Origin of the sequence: Rhodococcus sp. 06-156-4 (assembly GCF_002259345.1) — a bacterium.
Lineage (GTDB): Bacteria > Actinomycetota > Actinomycetes > Mycobacteriales > Mycobacteriaceae > Rhodococcoides > Rhodococcoides fascians_E.
In genome coordinates, this window is sequence record NZ_NPGB01000025.1 from 251,326 (window position 1) to 269,509 (window position 18,184).

Sequence of the window (18,184 nt, forward strand, 5' to 3'; positions counted from 1 at the left end):
ACTCGCCTGGACTCAGGTTATAAGCAACGGACTGGCTGCCCGGGCACACATAGCGCCGAAAAGTCGGCGTCGTCGTTGTGCAATGTCGCCGTCGCGCCGCCCCCGGTGCCTCGGCCATCGTCTGAGGGCATACCAGTGGACGAGACGAGCGAGGGATACTTTCGATGGACGGATTACTCAGCGGGACGAAAGTTCTCGATCTCACCAGGGCACTCGCCGGCCCGTTGTGCACATCACTGCTGTCGGACTTCGGCGCCGAGGTGATCAAGGTGGAACCACTCGGCACCGGCGACAGTTCACGTCAGTGGCCACCGTTCGAGGACGAGCGAAGTCTGTACTTCACCTCGGTCAACCGCGGCAAACGATCTGTCGCCGTGGACTTCAGGAGCAACGACGGCCGAGAGATACTGCGGCGCTTGGTCCTCGATGCGGATGTGCTGATCGAGAACTTCCGGCCCGGCGTGCTGGTCGACATGGGACTGGACCCCGACGAACTCGAACGCGAGAATCCGCGGTTGATCATCATGAGCGTCAGCGGGTTCGGACCCGTCGGGCCGGATCACCTCGCCGCCGGGCTCGATCAGGTCGCGCAGGGAATGTCCGGCCTGATGTCGGTGACCGGCGATGCAGGCAGCGCACCGATGCGCGTCGGAATTCCGATCGTGGACACGGTGTCCGGCATCTACGCCGCGCTCGGAATCTCCGCAGCGCTTGCAGCGCGTGAACGCGACGGACGCGGACGACGCGTCGAGACCTCCCTACTCGAGTCCGCAATCTCCATCATGACGTTTCAGGCACAGAACTACATCAGCACCGGCCGTGTGGCGCAGCCCACCGGCAACACTCACCCGTCCATCTCACCGTACGGCGTCTTCGACACCGCCGATTTTCCCATCACCATCGCCACTGGAACCGAAAAGCACTGGACAGCGCTCACTTCGGTACTCGGCGCGCCCGAGCTCGCCGACAAGCCCGAATACGCGGACGGCAAACTCCGCCTACAGCACCGCGACAGCCTGACCAAAGAAATTCTCGAACTCCTGACGGCCAAGACCGCGGCGGAATGGATCACCGCAATGCGTGCGGTCGGAATACCGTGCGGCCCGATTCACACCATCGACCAAGTCTTCGCCGACCCGCAGGTGCGTGCTCTGAACATGGTGCAGGACACCGAGACCCCCGACGGACGTCGAACGCCCGTCGTGCGTGGCCCGTTCTGGGTCGACGGCAAAACGCTGCCGGTCAAGAGTGCGCCGCCGCTCGCACTCGGCGCAGACACCGTCGAGGTACTCACCGAACTCGGCCTCAGCGCCGACGACATCATCGACCTGCGCAAGCGCGCAGTCATCTGACTCGGTCTCGCCCGCCCTTCCGCGTCAGGGGCGGGCGAGTGTCTCGGCCACCGCGAAAGCGTCGCACTCACGCCAGGGCTGAGCGATGATCTGAATACCGATCGGCAAACCGTTGCGTGCGCGGGCTATCGGTACCGTCACGGACGGGAGACCGAGCACGCTGATGGCGCGTGAGCTCGCGAGTACATCCATCCACGTCAACTCTCGGCCGTCCACGGAGAAGCGTTCGAGCCCCACCGGCGGGGCCAGAATCGACGCCACCGGCATCAGCAGAACATCACCCATCTCAGCTCTGAACTGCCGGATCAGCTTCGCCCGTGTCGCCCACAACTCCTCCGCGCCCGAGACCCGCGGAGCCTCGAGGGTGGATCGGAACTCGTCGGTGAGCAGATCCATGCGGTCGCCGACCATGGCCCGAACATCGGAGTGCGACTCTGTGGCACGCAGTGCGCCGAACAGTGAATTCGCCTGCGCCAGAGCGCCGCCCTCGTAGCGTCGTGCACCCAGCGCGGCCGCCGCAGCCTGGACTGCATCGACGATCTCGACATCGACAGGAACCGTGCCGTCCCCCGAAGCCCACGTGACGGTGGGCGCATCTGCCGGACGCGAACACGACGGGCCGGAAAGCACGTCGAGTGCGAGCTTCACATCGCCCAGATTCCGTGCAAGTGGACCTATCGTCTGAATGACTCCGTGCGCTGTTACCGGGTTCACCAGCACATGCCCATCGTCGAGCACACCGGGAAGCTGCCCGGTTCCGTCGATCCGGCCCTGTGTCGGGCGCACGGACATCAACCCTGTGCAATGAGCCGGCCACCGAACCGAACCACCGAAATCGGTCCCCAACCCCAGCACACTGAACCCCGCCGCCACCGACGCCGACTCACCTCCGCTCGATCCACCCGGAGAGCGCGGCACCCCGTCGGCGATCAGCGGACTCGCCGTCGTGCCGAACAGATCGTTGCGTGTCAAACCGCACGACCCGAATTCCGGAGCATTCGACTTGCCCACCAGAACCGCGCCTGCGTTCTTGAACGCAACCACCGCAGCGGCGTCGTGCACCGGGATGTTCGACGCCAATGCCCGCGACCCGGCAGTGGTACGGACCCCGGCGGTAGCGATGGTGTCCTTGACGCTGAACGGCACGCCCGCCAACGGGCCGAGTGTTTCCCCGGCCTTGCGCCGGCGATCGAGATCGTCCGCCGCCGACAACGCCTCGGATCCGCAGACGGTGACCAGCGCGTTCAGCTTGTCGTTGCCGCGCTCGATCGCAGCCAGATGCTCGGAGACGACCCGGCGGGCGGTAACTCGCCCGTGTTGCACGTCGTCGGCGATGGCCCTGGCCGATCGCCCCACCCAGACTCCACCGTTCATTGTCGTGAACCTACTTTTCCTGCAGTGGGCAACATACGACCACAATCGACACAGAATCGCGGTCGACGCTGGCAACGTCTGCCACATCCACCGGAGCATCGGAGAGGAAGGATGACGGGAATGCCCGTGAGTTGGATGCGTGTGGTCGCCGTTGTGTTCGCCGTGAGTTGGGGTGCGAACCAGTTCGCTCCGATGCAGCTGGTGTACCGGGACACGTCCGGCCTGACGAGTACCGCGTTCACCGCGATGCTCGGCACGTATGCGCTGGGGTTGATTCCGTCGTTGCTGTACTTCGGAAGACTCTCGGATCGAGTCGGTCGCCGCGCGATCGTCCGACCGATGGTCGGCGTCGCGATGGTGTCGACGGTGATTCTCGCTCTCGGCGCCGACATGCCCGGCCTGCTGTATCTCGGTCGCGTGCTGGCCGGTGTCGCGTCCGGCATGGCCTTCACTGCAGGCGGTGCCTGGATCAAGGAACTCAGCGACAGTCCAGGCGCAGGTGCGCGTCGTACCGCGGTCGCGTTGTCGGCGGGCTTCGGCTGCGGAGCATTGTTCGCTGGACTCATCGCACAGTGGCTACCGATGCCCGACGTACTGCCCTATCTGGTCCACCTGGTGATGATGGTCGCCACGGGCGCATCGGTGTGGCGCGTCCCCGAGACACGGGCGCGCGCAGTCGAACGGAAGGCGCCCACGGCAGGCGTCGTCGGCCAGAGCTGGTTCATCGCCGGTGTCGCACCATGGGCGCCGTGGGTATTCGGCACGGCGACAGTCGCTTTCGCGACCTTGCCGCCGCACGTCTCCGACGTCACCGGCTCCTTGTCCGTCGCGTTCACCGGAGCCGTAGCTGCACTGACGCTCTGGACCGGCGTCGCCGTGCAGCCGACGGCTCGGCGCTTGGCCGGCCGAGGGGCCATGATCCCCGTCGCCACCGGAGTCACATTCGGCTGCGTCGGTTTCGCTTCGGCAGCAGCGGCATTGGCGACTACTGGCGCGGTGTCGCTCGGACTGATCGTTCTCGCGTGTGTGCTGCTGGGTAGCTGCTACGGCATGCTGCTCGTCTCCGGACTGATGATCGTCGAGAACAACATCCCGGTGGGCGGCGATCTCTCCAGCGCCGTAGCGGTGTACTACTGCTTCGTCTACCTCGGCTTTGCGGTACCTCTACTGCTGTCACTGGCCGCCCCGACTCTCGGCCTCACCGTTGCCGCGGTCCTCATGGTCGGAGGCTTCGCCGTGGCACGTACTCGCCGCTCGTGAGCGGACATCTAGGCCCTGGCGTGCTGGAAGCGGAGCCTGCGGACTGACCCGCAGGCTCCGTTCCGCTCACGTGGGGTCAGGCGATGAAGCCGGCCAGAGCTTCGTTGAACGTCTTGCTCGGACGCATGACGGCGGCGGTGGCTTCCTGGTCGGGGAAGTAGTATCCGCCGATGTCCACGGCCGTGCCCTGAGCGTCGTTGAGCTCCTTGACGATTTGATCTTCGTTCTCCGCCAGGGCCTTTGCCAGTGGCTCGAAGTGCTTCGCCAGATCCGCGTCCTCGGTCTGTGCGGCGAGCTCCTCGGCCCAGTACAGGGCGAGGTAGAACTGGCTTCCGCGGTTGTCGAGTTCGCCGGTCGAGCGCGACGGGCCCTTGCTGTTCTCGAGGAGCTTTCCGGTGGCAGCGTCGAGTGCCTTGCCGAGAACCGTTGCCTTGCCGCCTGTCTTGGTGCCGAGGTCTTCGAGGCTGACCGCGAGGGCGAGGTACTCACCCAGCGAGTCCCACCGGAGGTGGTTCTCCTCGATGAGCTGCTTGACGTGCTTCGGAGCCGAGCCGCCTGCACCGGTCTCGTACAGTCCGCCGCCTGCCATCAGGGGAACGATGGAGAGCATCTTGGCGGACGTGCCGAGCTCGAGGATCGGGAACAGGTCGGTCAGGTAGTCGCGGAGGATGTTGCCCGTCGCGGAGATGGTGTCCAGCCCGCGGATGAGGCGCTCCATCGTGTAGCGGATGGCGCGGACCTGCGACATGATCTGGATGTCCAGACCCTCGGTGTCGTGATCCTTCAGGTACTTGCGCACCTTGCCGATCAGCTCGTTCTCGTGCGGGCGGTACGGGTCCAGCCAGAAAACGACCGGCATGCCGGACTCACGGGTGCGGCGCACCGCCAGAGCGACCCAGTCGCGGATCGGCGCATCCTTGACGATGCACAGACGCCAGATGTCACCCTCTTCGACGTCCTGAGTCAGCAGAACCTCGCCCGTCGCCAGGTCGGTGATGTTCGCTACGCCACCCTCGGGGACCTCGAACGTCTTGTCGTGCGAGCCGTACTCTTCGGCCTTCTGCGCCATCAGACCGACGTTGGGAACGGTGCCCATCGTGGTGGGGTCGAACGCCCCGTTGGTCTTGCAGAAGTTGATCATCTCCTGGTAGATCCGGAAGAACGTCGACTCGGGGCTGACTGCCTTGGTGTCCTTCGGCCGTCCGTCCGCTCCCCACATCTTGCCGCCGCTGCGAATCATCGCGGGCATGGATGCGTCGACGATGACGTCGCTGGGCGAATGGAAGTTGGAGATGCCGCGTGCCGAGTCGACCATGGCCAGCTCGGGGCGCTTCTCATGGCACTTGTGCAGATCGTCGATGATCTCCTCACGCTGTGCGCTGGGGAGGGACTCGATCTTGCTGTACAGATCCGAGAGGCCGTTGTTGACGTTGACGCCGAGTTCCTCGAACAGCTCGCCGTGCTTGGCGAACGCGTCCTTGTAGAAGACCTTCACCGCGTGACCGAAGACGATGGGGTGCGACACCCGCATCATCGTGGCCTTGACGTGCAGAGAGAACATGATGCCCGTCTTGTAGGCGTCCTCCATCTGCTCTTCGTAGAACTCGATGAGCGCCTTCTTGCTCATGAACATGCTGTCTATGACGTCGCCGTCGGTCAGCGACACCTTTTCCTTGAGGACGACGGTCTTCCCGCTCTCGGTCAGCAGCTCCATCTTCACCTCGCGGTCGCCGTCGACCGTCATGGACTTCTCGCCGTGGTAGAAGTCGCCGTGACGCATGTGTGCGACGTGCGTGCGCGACGCGGGCGACCATTCACCCATGCTGTGCGGGTGCTTGCGGGCGTATTCCTTCACGGCTTTCGGTGCGCGGCGATCCGAGTTGCCTTCACGCAGAACAGGGTTCACTGCACTGCCGAGACACTTGGTGTAGCGGTCGCGGATCTCGCGCTCTTCGTCGGTCTTCGGGTTGCCCGGGTAATCCGGGATGGCGTAGCCCTTGTCCTGCAGCTCCTTGATGGCTGCGAGCAACTGAGGGACCGAGGCGCTGATGTTCGGCAGCTTGATGATGTTGGTGTCGGGGTCCTGGGTGAGGCGCCCGAGCTCGGCCAGGTTGTCCGTGACGCGCTGGTCTTCGTTCAGGTAATCGGGGAACTCGGCGAGGATGCGGCTGGCGACAGAGATGTCACTGGATTCGACGTTGATCTCGGCCGCGCTGGCAAAAGCACGTATGACCGGCAGAAACGCGTGAGTCGCCAGCATCGGCGCCTCGTCGGTCAGGGTGTAGATGATGGTCGGCTGTTTTGCTGTCATGTTCGCCTTTGCCTCTGTTTCAACGTCGTCTTTTGGATGCGTCCACCTCCAACTTTAAACTTGCCGACGCGAGTCCGTGCGGGGCAGTGTTGGGTACGGCTTAGTTACCCATCGGTAGCCCCGTCGGCGTCGCCGAGCAGGGCCTGCTCGTCACCCCTCGGCAGTGCGAGAACGCAGTTTTCGGTACCCGGCCGCGGATTTTATGACCACAACTACGGTGGCGACGAAGACCGCCGCGAGCAACACCCAGAACGCAACGGTCACGTCCGGCGTCCACAACCACATCGCCGACAACGTACCGCCCGCCAAAGCCGGGACACCGATCAGGACGCCGACGATCACTGTCCCTCCCACCACGACAGCGGCGACGCTCCGAACGATCGCACCCACAGCAGAGCGCTCTCTCGTTCCACGCACGACCGACCATCCCGACGCCGCCAGCAGAGCAGTCGCGAGTCCGAGCAGGGTGCCCAACACCGCCGGCGCCATCGACGACGGCAGATCCGACGCGGACCCGTCGAGCACCAGAGTCGTCACGTTTCTGCCGACGGCCGCCACACGCTCGGCCTCGATCTCGCCATACCGGTTGGTGGCCAGCACGATTGCGCGGTCCTCCCCCGGCACCAACGCGACGTAGGTGTAGTAGCCGGGCACCGCACCCGAGTGCCACCACACGTCGTGACCATCGATGTCCTCGTTGTACAGACCGTCGCCGTACGCCGTGCCGTGACCGGTCTCGGCCACCACGGGATCGCCCAGGTTGTCCAGCCGCCACGACGCGTACCGGCCGAGGTCCTCGATCGTCCCGGCCAGGTATCCGTAACCGAGCCCCGCCGAATCCACGCCCACGTCCACCGCCCTGGAGGTCCCGAAGAACGGAACGTGACCGTCCGGGACGGCCGCGGTGAAGGCGTCGGGATCGGTGATGGTGCCCGACGCGCCCGCAGGATCGAGAACGTACCGGCGGACGGCATCCGCATACTGCCCGGCGGAGACCTGCTCGACCACGGCCTGCACGAGCAGATAGTTGAGGCTCGAATACCGGAACGTGCCTCGCTCGCCCATTCCGCTCGGTTGCGGTATCGACGCCAGAACATCCGACGCGGATTCCCGACGGGTCCAGTCGTCGGTGACGGAGACGTCGTGCGGTAGCCCACTGGTGTGACGAACCAGGTCACCGACGGTGACCTGGGGGTCACCGAGCAGGTGCTCGGCCTGCGGCAGGACGTCGACGACGACGGTGTCGTCCTGGAGAAGGCCGTCGCGCTCCAGCCCTCGAACCGTGGCTGCCGCGAGCTGTTTCGACACCGAACCCCACACGAAGGGGGCGCCGGCATCCGGCCCCGACGAGGCGTCGTCGACGAGCCCGTCGGAATCGACGATCTGCACGGAGATACTCGGCGCCCCGATGTCCGAGGCCCATCGCTCGACCTGTTGCTGCAGTGAGGGCGGCGGATCAGCGTGGGCGAACATCGTCGCCCCGGAGGCCACCAGGAGGAGCAGAACTACCAGGAACCCACGTCGAACAGCCGTCACCGCACTCGCTCCCACCCGAAGTCGTTTGCCCCTCGAATCTTGACGGCGTAGCAATCCGAGCGCAACCCTCGGCCCACCCAGTGGGCCCGCACCCGTCGGACCAGCAGTTATCATGGTTCGGATAGTTCAAAACTTGTCCAGTTCAGGAGGCCTCATGATGGAGGACCCTGACTTCGACACGGAAGTGAACACGTCCTGGACAGTGTTCGCTGCCCGTCTGGGCCGGTATCTCGACGGCATGCGCGCACCCCAGACCCTCACCCTTCTGTCGGACTCGGTCTGGCAGGTGAGCGGACTGTCGGTGGTTCTCGCCAAGGACCGTGACCTCGTCGACGCGGTGGCGCACGTCCCCAGGTCGCTGCTCGACGCACGCACTGCGGAGGAGCGAACGACCCTCGCGTACGCCCGGTGGCGCGCCAGCCCCGCCCGGTCGCACTCGGACGGCACGGAGCTCAGGATCAGCGGCAACGGCACGCCCATTGCCCGCACGGTCATGACACTGTTCCGGGATTTCGGACGGATCAGCCACCCATCGTTTCTGGCTCTCGACGCCACCGGCGCTTCACCGGGTTGGATTCTCGACGGAAGCCGGGCCCGAACGGACGACGATCTGACCTCGCGTGTGTTCGCCGTGCTGGGACCTGTCGCCGTGGATCGCCTCGTCCGCGACGCGCGCATCCGAGTACTCGACGACGAGGCCGTCGTCGAGTACTCGGCAACCTACACCGGGGAGCCGCCCACACCTGCGTCGATACTTCGGTTGGCAGAATCGTGGCCCGACATGGCATTTCGCGTCGCGCCCGACGCGGTTGCCGTGGTGGCGCGCGTCGATTGCTCTCCGTTGGTCGAGGAACACCTGGCCCGAAAAACTCGTATGTTCCTTCGATTTCTCGACGAGGCAGGCGCCCGCTTGACGAACCGCGAATCACGGAGCGCAAGCCGTCGACGCTGAGGTCACTCTCCTCCGAAAGTGTCGTTCCCCTGGGCCGCGGACACGACCAGGTTGTTCGCGGTGAGGCTCGATCCGGACTTGACGGCCTCGATCCAGTCCGACGTCGACGCCACCGCGGCGAAGTTGGACTGATAGAGCACCATCAACGTGCTGTGCAGATCCTCTGCCGACACCGTGCCGGCCTCGTTCGCGAGATTGATCGCGCCGGTGGCGTCGGAGAGGATCTCAGCGCTGACATCGAGCGCCTCCGCACCGGCTGCCGTGGCCAGGTCGCAGTTGTTGGTCATGTATCCGACGATCGTGATCGTGTCGATCCGGTTGGCCGTCAACCACTCCGCGACGGAGGTTCCCTCGAACACGCTGCTGAACTTCTTCTCGACGCGTTCGAACGTAGGTTGTACCAGCGCAGCGATCCGCGGATGGAGTTCCCAGGTGGGTGTGCCCTTGACGAATGCGGGCGACCCTTCCGGCATCTCGTGCTGCACGATCGCAACCGGAATATCCTGCGAGGCAGCAACTTCGATGGCGCTGGCAATGTTGGCCAGCGACTCCTCACGCGGTGGGTACTGAATTTTCAGTACACCGTCGAAGTACTCCTGCTGGACGTCGACGACGATCAGCGCGCGGCGTGGTGCAGTCATGGTCATCCTCCTCGTGTTGGGTAACTCCGATTCTTCAGCCTGATTCTTGCGCCGACGAGTGGCACGGATGCATACTTTCGATGACTTTGCGCCACAGTTGGAGGGGTATGAAGATTGCGCTGTACGCATTCGACGGAATCACCATGTTCCATCTCGCCGCGCCGCTCATGGTGTTCGGCGAGGTCACTCGACTCGACGAGGCGCAGGACTGGCAAACGCGCGTGTGGTCGGACGATGCACAGCAGGTAAGGACGGCCGAGGGCTACTCGTTGGGTGAACTCGCGGGACCCGAGGCAATCGAATGGGCGGACATCGTGATCGTCCCGTCCTGGCCGGTGTCCCTACCGCCCGTCGACGTAGAACTCGGCTCACGCATACGACAAGCTCATCGGCGCGGCGCAGAGGTCGCCGGACTGTGCCTCGGCTCCTTTGCGATTGCCGACACAGGCATCCTCGCGGGCCGCCCGGCCGTCACGCACTGGACCAAGATGGCGGAACTGCAAGCGAGGACCACCCAGACACAACCCGACTCCTCGGTGCTTTACGTGGACCACGGTGACGTCCTCACGTCGGCGGGAACCGCGTCGTCGATCGATGCGTGCCTGCACATCGTCCGCAAGCACGTCGGATCCGCCGCGGCCACCTCCGTCGCGCGCAGCCTCGTCGTCGCACCCCACCGCGAGGGCGGTCAAGCCCAGTACATCGAGCGGCCCCTCACGCACGCCGAGGACACGACCATCGCCGACGTCCTGGAGTGGGCTCTTGCACGCCTGCACGAGCCCCTACCGATCGACCGGCTAGCCGAACGTGCGCACATGAGCCGGCGGAGCTTCATCCGGCAGTTCCAGTCGGCGACCGGAACCACGCCCGCACGGTGGGTACTGGATCGACGCCTCGACGAAGCCAGGAGCCTGCTGGAGACCACGACGAAATCCATCGACGACGTCGCGACTGCCTGCGGATTCGGCAGCACGGTGACCTTTCGACAGAACTTCGCTTCGGCGTTCGCGGTTGCACCCACGACATACCGAAAACAGTTCGCCCCCAGGCGGTAGCGGCCTCGCTCACTCCCCTCGAGCTCGGCGACGATCCTCTTCCGAGAAACCCTGCACCGGGGGCGCCCCCATCACCGAGGCGCGCTTGCGACTCTGATAGCTCGCCACCGAATCGAACGCGGACGTGACGCCCACGGTGGTGGACACGTACGTCATTGACTTGTCACGGGCGAAGCCGAGATCGGTACCCACGTCCACTGCATCGATGTTGGCGCCGAGAAACACGAAGTCCCACTGATAGTCCCGCTCCTGCTGTTCGATGAGGGTGCGAACAGCCGTGTTGCTCCACTCCTTGCTCGCGTTCTCGTGACCGTCGGTCATCACGAGGATGGTGACGGAACCAGGACGCTCGTCCTCGGGTGTTGCTGCGAGCTCCGAGCCCACATCGGTGATGAGCCGGCCGATGGCGTCGTACAGCGCCGTCATGCCCCGAGGCTCGAGCACGAGAGGCGGAACCGAATCGATCGGTTGCGAGCTGTAGACCATGTCGTAGCGATCGTCGAACTGCGCAAGAGTGACCACCGTGTCACCCTCGTGCGCACGCTCTTTCGCGATGAACGAGTCGAAACCACCGCGAGTGTCATCGGCAATGGCGTTCATGGAACCCGAGCGGTCGAGCAACGCGGCCACCAGAGACAACTGTGGATTCGTCAAAGAAAACCTCCTGAGAAAGTGCGCGGACTCGCGCGGGTGAAGCTGATGAAAAGAACCGTACCGAGGGGTACCGACACGTTTGCCCGCTATTCTCGGACAAGGCAAAACGGACACCACGACGAGTAGGCAAATTTCATGGCGATCGACTACACCCGCAAGCCTTCGACCCCGGCAACGCCCGCAGTGAGCCTGAGCAAGGTGACGCTGTCCAAGTCGGCGCCCTCGGTGAACCTGACGAAGGCGGGCGAGTCACAGGGCACGATGCGTGTCAATTTGAACTGGTCGACGGGTGCGACACCCGCACCGAAGAAGAAGGGCTTTCTGGCGAAGCTGGCCGCGGCGTCCTACGGGACCGGCGGCGTCGACCTCGACCTCGGCTGCCTCTACGAACTCGCCGACGGCTCCAAGGGCGTCATTCAGGCGCTCGGCAACAGCTTCGGCGCGGTCGATCGCGCTCCGTACATCGCACTGGACGGTGACGATCGCTCGGGCACTGTCGTCGGCGGCGAGAACATGCACATCAACCTCGCCCGCCCCGAGATGTTCAAGCGGGTCCTGATCTTCGCGATGATCTACGAGGGCGCCCCCAACTGGGCCGCAGTCGACGGCGTCGTCACCCTGTTCCCGACCTCGGGTCCACAGGTCGAGGTGAAGCTCGAATCGGACAGCAACTCCGCTCGAATTTGCGCAATTGCGTTGCTGGAGAGCGGGAAACAGGGAGTCACCGTAACCCGCTTGGTGGAATACATCCAGGGCAGCCAGTCGGATCTCGACAAGAAGTACGGCTGGGGCATGAAATGGGCTGCGGGACGAAAGTAGCCGAAGGCGATCGTCCCGCCCCGCGTGGATTCGAGGTTCTACGTCAGCTGGTGCTCGTCGAACGCGGGCTGCTCGGCCGGCTCCTCGGTGACACTGTAGGCAAGGTGACCACCGATGACGCCGCCGAGACCGGCGGCGGTGAGTCCGGCGAGCGCGAGACCCTTCGCGGCTCCGTCCGTGCGACGGCGTCGGCGGAGGAACGAGCCGAGAAACAGGAATACGCCGGTGGCGTTCGCTCCCGCATGGATGATCCCGACTCGGCGTGCACGTGGGCCGCGGGTGGACCAGTCACCCCACCCGGTGGCAATGGTTGCGGGCGCCGACAGCAGACCGAGCCCGATCAGCCGCTGAGCGGCCTTCGACTCGAAGCCGACGAGGTCGAGCACGACGGCGCTCGTCCACGCGCCGACCGTGACGTTCACCAATGCGGGGTGGATGGGGTGGCCCACGAACGACCCGCGTAGAAGTCCACCGACCACTGTGTCGTCGAGTGCGGGCTTCAGGACGCCGTTGATCGCATCGCTCTCCTTGTCCAGGAAGGACGCATCTTCGAGGCTGTTCAATACTCCGGGGAGGCTCATGTGATCTCGCCTACCCCGCGGATCACGACGTCAACCTCTGGGTTGGCTAACCACACCTGCCCGTCGTACACGCCAGCGGCGAGGACTAGCTGTACTGATCCCTACGTGAGGGTTAGGCCACCTCCAACGCCTGCGTCACGTTCGTCAGCGCAGCAACCGACTTCCAGTCGATCACTGCCGCGCAGTTACGTTCGAGCAACGCCAGGATCAGTCGGTTGACGACGTCGTTGTCCGGTAGAACGTCGATCGCCGCCAAGGTGATGTACAGGCCGCTGAGGAGTTGGATCTGGTAATCACACGTTGCTTTGTCGATGCTGTATCCCGATGCACGCTCGGCGAACACGTCGACGTACCGCTGCAGCAGCCGCCTTTCGATGATTCGCCTGTCGTCCGTCGCAACACTTCCGGACATGAAATAACCGACGTCGTACATGGGATTGCGCAGGCCCGTCACCTGCCAATCGATGAGGATCGCGGCCGGGACAGCACCCGAGGTGTCGAACAGAATGTTGTCCACCCGCGGGTCTCCGTGAGTGAAGGTGAGTCTGCGTTGCGGAAGCCGGTACCAGTCTCGTACGAGCGCGGTGGCCTCCGAAACAGCGATCAGCGATTCCCGAGGTAGGTCTTCGGCGAATCGACGTAACGCAGCCTGCGCGCCTCTCTCGGCAGCAGCGGACCAGTATTCACACACGTCGCCGAGACGGATCATCCACCCCGGAGCCGTTGCGTCGGTGAGTGGGAAGAACTCCGAATGCAGCCGAGCCAGTTCCACGATCACGGATTCTGCTTCCACCGGGCCGCACCCCGCGATCTGATTGCCCGCAGTCGTCGTGGTGCTCAAATCCTCCATCACGAGGTTGATGGTGGTCTCGTCGCCTGTCACCCAGTACTTCAGCGGAATTCGGCACGCGTGACGCTCCGAGATATCGACGTACGCTCCGATCTCCCGGTGATAAGCGCCGCTCCGCAAACCGTGAGCATGTACACCGGGATCACTCGGCTTCAGTTTGACGACGAGCGACTTCGGTGCCTCGCCCGCCGCACCGGAGTACTCGATCGCCACGCGAACCGTGTCACTGACGTTTCCGGCGCCGATGGGGGCAGCCGACACGGAGGCGACATCGACACCCGGAATTCCGGCGTACCGAAGGACCGACTGAATCCACGCGGAATCGATTTCCGCGACAGTGTCCAACAATCGTGGTTCGACTGTACTCATGACCATGATCCTTCGAAGTAGCCGGAATTCCAGACGTCGGTGATGACACCGCCGTCAGCTTTGAAAATCTCGATGCCGCACAGCTTCTCGCCTGTTGCACGACGGACTGCATTCCACGTCAACGACGCATGGGTGTCGTCGCCGACCAGGGTCACCACCGAGAACTCCGGCTCGTGAGCTGCGAGATCGGCCTCGATCCGCGCGAACTGTTGGTCTCGGTTCAGTGCGGTGACCGACCCAGCCGCGTGGCGCACCATCGGGTCACCGCAGATCTCGTACACCAGCTGAAGCTGCCGATCGTTGTAGAGCTCGAAGAGGTACCTCTCGACCAGTCGAACGGCGTTCATGCGGACATCGCAGCATTCGAGAAGGCCGACACCGTCGACCGAAGTTCCGACGGCGTTGCACCGTGCAGGATCACCCCGTCGACGCCCAGGTCGAATTGATGCCGGACCAGATCTGCGCACCGCTGCGGTGAACCCGTTGCCGCACAGTCCAGCCACTCGGCAGGGATTACCTTCGCCAGTTCCGAGAATGTGTCGGTGTCGCCTACCGCGTCGGCCCATCCGGGTAGGTTTCGTACTACGGCCGAGCGACGGAACTCCTCGAGCTTCGCCGAATCCCACCGGTTGGTCGACACCAACAGGTCGCCGTACACCTGCAGGTAGGTTGCGATGCGGCCGACGGTCTTCTTCAGCATCGTCTGCTCGTCGATCTCGTCGCTGACCGTGGCATAGCAGGACCACACCTGCACACTGTTCGGATCGCGGCCTGCGTGCTCGGCCGCGTCCCGCACCGCCTTCACCGACCGCACGACGGTCTCGTCGGAGAAGAACGTGTGCAGGACCACCACGTCGTACGCCCGGCCCGCCATCGCAAGTGTCCGGTCTCCGAACGCAGTCGTCGCCAGCGGAATGTCCTCGTCGAAGGTGGGATCCAAAGACAGAGCTGGATACTTACCCAGCGGACCGTCGTAATCCAGGATCTTCTCGCCTCGCCACAACCGACGCATGACGTGCGCAAACTCCTCGAGCTGCACGGTGGTGGTCTGCTTCAGCCCCATCGCCGCGATCTGCGGCACGAGTCCACGACCGACACCGAGAGTGAACCGGCCGCCGGTCAGTCGGTGCATGGTCGACCCGAACGCAGCGGTGATCGACGGATGACGGGTGTTGATGTTGGTGGCAGCCGTCGTGACACCGATGGTCGACGTGACCGCGCCCGCAGCACCCGACAATGCGCACGCCTCCTTGACGTTGAGGCGCTCGGAGATGAATGCCTGCCCGATGCCCATGGCCTCGGCCTCGGCCAACTCGTCGAGCATGATTCTCGGGCTCTCGACGTGGCCACCCAGCGTGTAGAAAGCCAATCGATCGACGCCCGGCTCAGACATGGACAGCCTGCTTCGACTGTTCGATGATCCTCGCCAGTGCATCGTGGTCACGAGCATGGGCCAGCGAATTCTCGACCATCGACACGAACAGGTCGTCACCCCGCTCGGTTCGAACGACGAGCATCGCTGCCGCGACACCGATGACCAAGTTCTGGAACGTCCCGATCGGATAGTCACGCAGCAAGTCGTCGAAGCCGTAGTTCGCGACGCCGAGGGCACGAAGCTCGTCGTGATAGGCCCTCAGCAGAGCCGTTTCGTTCGCCCGGCGGGTGTCCTGATCGAGTGCACCACCGACGAAGTACGCGACATCGACTGTGCCGGGGGCGAATATCACTGTCTGCCAATCCAACACTGCCAACGAAACGTCACCACCCGCCGCGTCGAACAGCACATTGTCCGGACGGAAGTCTCCGTGCTGAACAGTGAAGGGGACGGTCCGCAGCGCCGCGTAGTAGTCGGCTATGTGCTCGGTGAACGCGCGCCCCAACGCGAGGTCCTCAGCGGTGAGCCTGTCACGATATCTCTCCTCGAACCCGTTCCACCACGACGGCATCATGTCGACGAACCTGGCCCAGTAGGTGCCGGAAATGTCGAGCCACGGGTTGCCGTCGAGTTCGGCGGATCCCCAGAACGGAGCGTGGATGCGCGCCGCCTCGACGACGGCGAGCGTCGTCTCCTCGACGGTGCATCCGCGAATCTGGTCACCGGGTCGCGCGGGGCTGAGGTCCTCCAGCACGAGCACGAACTCTGTTCGATTGGAATCGATCTCGGCGTGATGACAGACCGGGACTCGCACTTTCAGACGAGGGGCGATGTCCTGGTAGAAGCGGACCTCGCGAAGATAGTTCATCTCCGTCCGTCCCGCGGACCGACTCTGCTCGTTCTCGGAACTGACCTTCAACACGAACGACGACGGCGCGTCGGTCGATCCCGAGTACGTCGGAGTCACCTGGATGCTGTCGGCAACCTGACCGGTCCCGATGGGACGTGCATCGACGGCGGTGACGGTCAACATGGGGTCGAGCAGGCCGGCGTCGTGTAGAACCTCGTCGATCCAGCTGGGACATATGTCCGATGCGTGCATGTGGGGCCGCCTCCTACAGAACCGTCACGGTTCCGGTCGAACCGTCCACTTCGATCTGGGCACCGTCGGCAATGCGGACGGTTGCGTCCGTCGCCGACACGATGCACGGGATACCCAGCTCGCGACTGACGATCGCGGCATGGGAGAACGGGGCACCGACGTCGACCACCACTGCCGCGGCCGTGACGAACAACGGCGTCCACGACGGGTCCGTGATGGGCGCGACGAGAATGTCGCCAGCCTCAAGTGCCGACGGATCGTCCGGTGAGAGCAACACACGGGCTCGGCCGCGGGCGATTCCGGTACATCCGGAGACACCGACGATCGACTCCCCCTGCCCCAGCAGAGTGCTGCGCCGGTCGGCTCGGAGCGGCCACTCCTCGACCGGTGGAGCTGTGCCGTCGACGACGAAAGGCGGCTGACGGTCGAACAGGTCCAGATACGTTCTCTCACGGTCGGCGAGCGTGGAGGTGAGCGTCGCGGGAGCCGAGAGGTAGGTGTCGATCTCGTCGGCGAACAGCATGAAGATGTGCTTCACTTCGATCAGCGAGCCCGCGGCCACACCGCGCCGGCCCAGTTCGAGTGCAGCGAGCCGAATCTCGTGCATCAGCATCGCGGCAGTCGTGCGTCCGCGTTCTCGGCCTCGCATCCAGAGTGCGGCAGCGTTCAGCACAGCTTCGAACTGTCCCGACGCCTCCGCTTCCGCGGCAAGGGCTTCACGCACCAGTGCCGATGCGGCCTCTCGTTGGGAAGCACGTTCTGCGGTCTTCGTCTCCGGAGCCTCGGATTCGTCGACGTGACGCATCCTGTCGATCGTGCCGAGCGCCAGAGCAGGATTCACTCCCCACGTGGTGGCGCGGATCTCCCACTCGGCGGGACCGCGGAAGTCCCAGTCCGTCAGGAAGTCGTCGAGCTCGCGGGTGAACGCCACGACATCGGAATCGTCGGAAGCGCTCAGACGCTCGTACAACTCTGCGACACCTGCGTCGAAGAGCTCGGCGATCTGCGGCTTCTGCGCGAGGCGGCCCAGGTTCCACATCCTGATCGACGGCAGTGCCGAGTCGATGTTCCCGATCCCCGCGACGAGAGTGAGAGCAAGTTCGGGGCGGCCGATCGCTTCCGTCAGCTGCGCCATGGCACCCAGGCCGACACCCGACTTGAGGCTGGCTTCGATGTGGTGCTTGAAGAGACGACGCAGCAGTGTCTCGAACGAGCGCATGCGCGAGAACAATTCGGCGTCGGACAGCGTGGCCAAGTCGGGACGCTCCGCTCGGATTCGCTCCACCTCGACGCGGTCTGCGTCGTACGCGGCGAGATCGGTGGCGCCGAGCACCTGCTCGCCGAGCCACTGCCCGGCCTTGGCCTCGTACTCCGCGTTCTCGTCGAAGTCGCGGCGTTCGCTCTCGTAGCTGGGAATTCCCGGCATGTCTCCGAAGTACTGCAGATCGACAGCCTCCGCGGACATCCCCGGGACGCGAACACCGAACAACCGCATCAGGGACATGTTGATGTAGAGGTAGCTCCCGAAGGCCGGCAGGATGTTCATGGGGACGGTCTCGTCGTAGAGGTCCTTGTCCCACACCCCGCAGGCCACGAAGGCGTCGCGCCAACCCGGTTCCAGTCCGTGCTGAAATCCGACCGATGCATTCAGTGGGCTGATGGGGTCCGGGAAGATCTCACCGACGTTGGCCCGCGAGTACAGCGGAAACACCTTGGACGTTGCGTCGTTGATCGGCCACTCGGCCATGTCGTACCTCTTTCGTCGAGACGGTCTTCCGTGCGGGCGATCCCGTCGAAGCCTTTGTCGTACCGAATGGTTAGCGAACGTGTATTCACAGTATTATGTGACTGCGATCACGGTGTCAATAGTCTTTCCGAGGATTCCGGACGCCATTCGCCCCGCTGTTCAGTGGTCCACACCCGAAAGCTGGACAAAAGTGCGAACACTAAGTC

General features: G+C 64.2%; 16 protein-coding genes. 5 read left to right on the forward strand and 11 right to left on the reverse strand.

Annotated elements, in window-relative coordinates; translation table 11 throughout:
- Nucleotides 1–164 precede the first annotated feature (164 nt).
- On the forward strand, nt 165–1,352 hold the full coding sequence (locus CH290_RS16935) for a CaiB/BaiF CoA transferase family protein (RefSeq protein WP_033187928.1): 1,188 nt from the start codon (nt 165–167) through the stop codon (nt 1,350–1,352).
- A gap of 24 nt (nt 1,353–1,376) precedes the next feature.
- On the opposite strand, the gene CH290_RS16940 is transcribed toward CH290_RS16935, so the two are convergent.
- Nucleotides 1,377–2,726, reverse strand: a complete 1,350-nt coding sequence (locus CH290_RS16940) for an amidase (protein WP_033187929.1) — start codon at nt 2,724–2,726, stop codon at nt 1,377–1,379.
- Between the two features lie 111 nt (nt 2,727–2,837).
- On the opposite strand from CH290_RS16940, the gene CH290_RS16945 reads away from it, so the two are divergent.
- Nucleotides 2,838–3,986, forward strand: a complete 1,149-nt coding sequence (locus tag CH290_RS16945; protein WP_019663295.1) for an MFS transporter — start codon at nt 2,838–2,840, stop codon at nt 3,984–3,986.
- 76 nt (nt 3,987–4,062) lie between these two features.
- Here CH290_RS16945 and CH290_RS16950 read toward each other — a convergent pair whose 3' ends face one another.
- Nucleotides 4,063–6,297, reverse strand: coding sequence for an NADP-dependent isocitrate dehydrogenase (locus CH290_RS16950; protein ID WP_033187930.1), 2,235 nt, complete (start codon nt 6,295–6,297; stop codon nt 4,063–4,065).
- Nucleotides 6,298–6,447: 150 nt separating this feature from the next.
- Nucleotides 6,448–7,833 (reverse strand): serine hydrolase domain-containing protein, encoded by a 1,386-nt coding sequence (locus tag CH290_RS16955; RefSeq protein WP_230620839.1) that lies wholly within the window; start codon nt 7,831–7,833, stop codon nt 6,448–6,450.
- Nucleotides 7,834–7,987: 154 nt separating this feature from the next.
- Here CH290_RS16955 and CH290_RS16960 point away from each other — a divergent pair, with 154 nt between their 5' ends.
- On the forward strand, nt 7,988–8,785 hold the full coding sequence (locus tag CH290_RS16960; RefSeq protein WP_033187932.1) for a TY-Chap domain-containing protein: 798 nt from the start codon (nt 7,988–7,990) through the stop codon (nt 8,783–8,785).
- A 2-nt stretch (nt 8,786–8,787) separates the two neighbouring features.
- Here CH290_RS16960 and CH290_RS16965 read toward each other — a convergent pair whose 3' ends face one another.
- Nucleotides 8,788–9,426: an isochorismatase family protein gene (locus CH290_RS16965; RefSeq protein WP_026347465.1), complete on the reverse strand. Its 639-nt coding sequence runs from the start codon at nt 9,424–9,426 to the stop codon at nt 8,788–8,790.
- Between the two features lie 107 nt (nt 9,427–9,533).
- Between CH290_RS16965 and CH290_RS16970 the strand changes: the two genes are divergently transcribed.
- The gene (locus CH290_RS16970; protein ID WP_033187933.1) at nt 9,534–10,481 is read left to right on the forward strand and encodes a GlxA family transcriptional regulator; all 948 of its coding nucleotides are present in this window, start codon (nt 9,534–9,536) and stop codon (nt 10,479–10,481) included.
- A 9-nt stretch (nt 10,482–10,490) separates the two neighbouring features.
- Here CH290_RS16970 and CH290_RS16975 read toward each other — a convergent pair whose 3' ends face one another.
- Nucleotides 10,491–11,135, reverse strand: coding sequence for a VWA domain-containing protein (locus CH290_RS16975; RefSeq protein ID WP_329955213.1), 645 nt, complete (start codon nt 11,133–11,135; stop codon nt 10,491–10,493).
- A 135-nt stretch (nt 11,136–11,270) separates the two neighbouring features.
- Here CH290_RS16975 and CH290_RS16980 point away from each other — a divergent pair, with 135 nt between their 5' ends.
- Complete coding sequence (locus CH290_RS16980) at nt 11,271–11,954, forward strand: TerD family protein (protein ID WP_033187935.1); 684 nt, start codon at nt 11,271–11,273, stop codon at nt 11,952–11,954.
- A gap of 38 nt (nt 11,955–11,992) precedes the next feature.
- On the opposite strand, the gene CH290_RS16985 is transcribed toward CH290_RS16980, so the two are convergent.
- From CH290_RS16985 to CH290_RS17010, 6 genes are all read right to left on the reverse strand, one after another.
- Nucleotides 11,993–12,535, reverse strand: a complete 543-nt coding sequence (locus CH290_RS16985; protein WP_019663287.1) for a DUF2231 domain-containing protein — start codon at nt 12,533–12,535, stop codon at nt 11,993–11,995.
- Between the two features lie 112 nt (nt 12,536–12,647).
- Entirely contained in the window at nt 12,648–13,754 is a 1,107-nt protein-coding gene (locus CH290_RS16990) for a phosphotransferase family protein (RefSeq protein WP_020112742.1), read from the reverse strand.
- Entirely contained in the window at nt 13,751–14,101 is a 351-nt protein-coding gene (locus CH290_RS16995) for a hypothetical protein (RefSeq protein ID WP_019663285.1), read from the reverse strand. The genes CH290_RS16990 and CH290_RS16995 overlap by 4 nt, the downstream gene beginning before the upstream one ends.
- Entirely contained in the window at nt 14,098–15,147 is a 1,050-nt protein-coding gene (locus CH290_RS17000) for a TIGR03857 family LLM class F420-dependent oxidoreductase (protein WP_033187936.1), read from the reverse strand. The genes CH290_RS16995 and CH290_RS17000 overlap by 4 nt, the downstream gene beginning before the upstream one ends.
- On the reverse strand, nt 15,140–16,231 hold the full coding sequence (locus tag CH290_RS17005) for a phosphotransferase (protein ID WP_033187937.1): 1,092 nt from the start codon (nt 16,229–16,231) through the stop codon (nt 15,140–15,142). Before CH290_RS17005 ends, CH290_RS17000 begins: the two co-directional genes overlap by 8 nt.
- A 13-nt stretch (nt 16,232–16,244) precedes the next feature.
- Nucleotides 16,245–17,978 carry a PEP-utilizing enzyme gene (locus tag CH290_RS17010; protein WP_033187938.1) on the reverse strand — a complete coding sequence of 578 codons (1,734 nt, stop codon included), beginning with the start codon at nt 17,976–17,978 and terminating at the stop codon, nt 16,245–16,247.
- Nucleotides 17,979–18,184 lie beyond the last annotated feature (206 nt).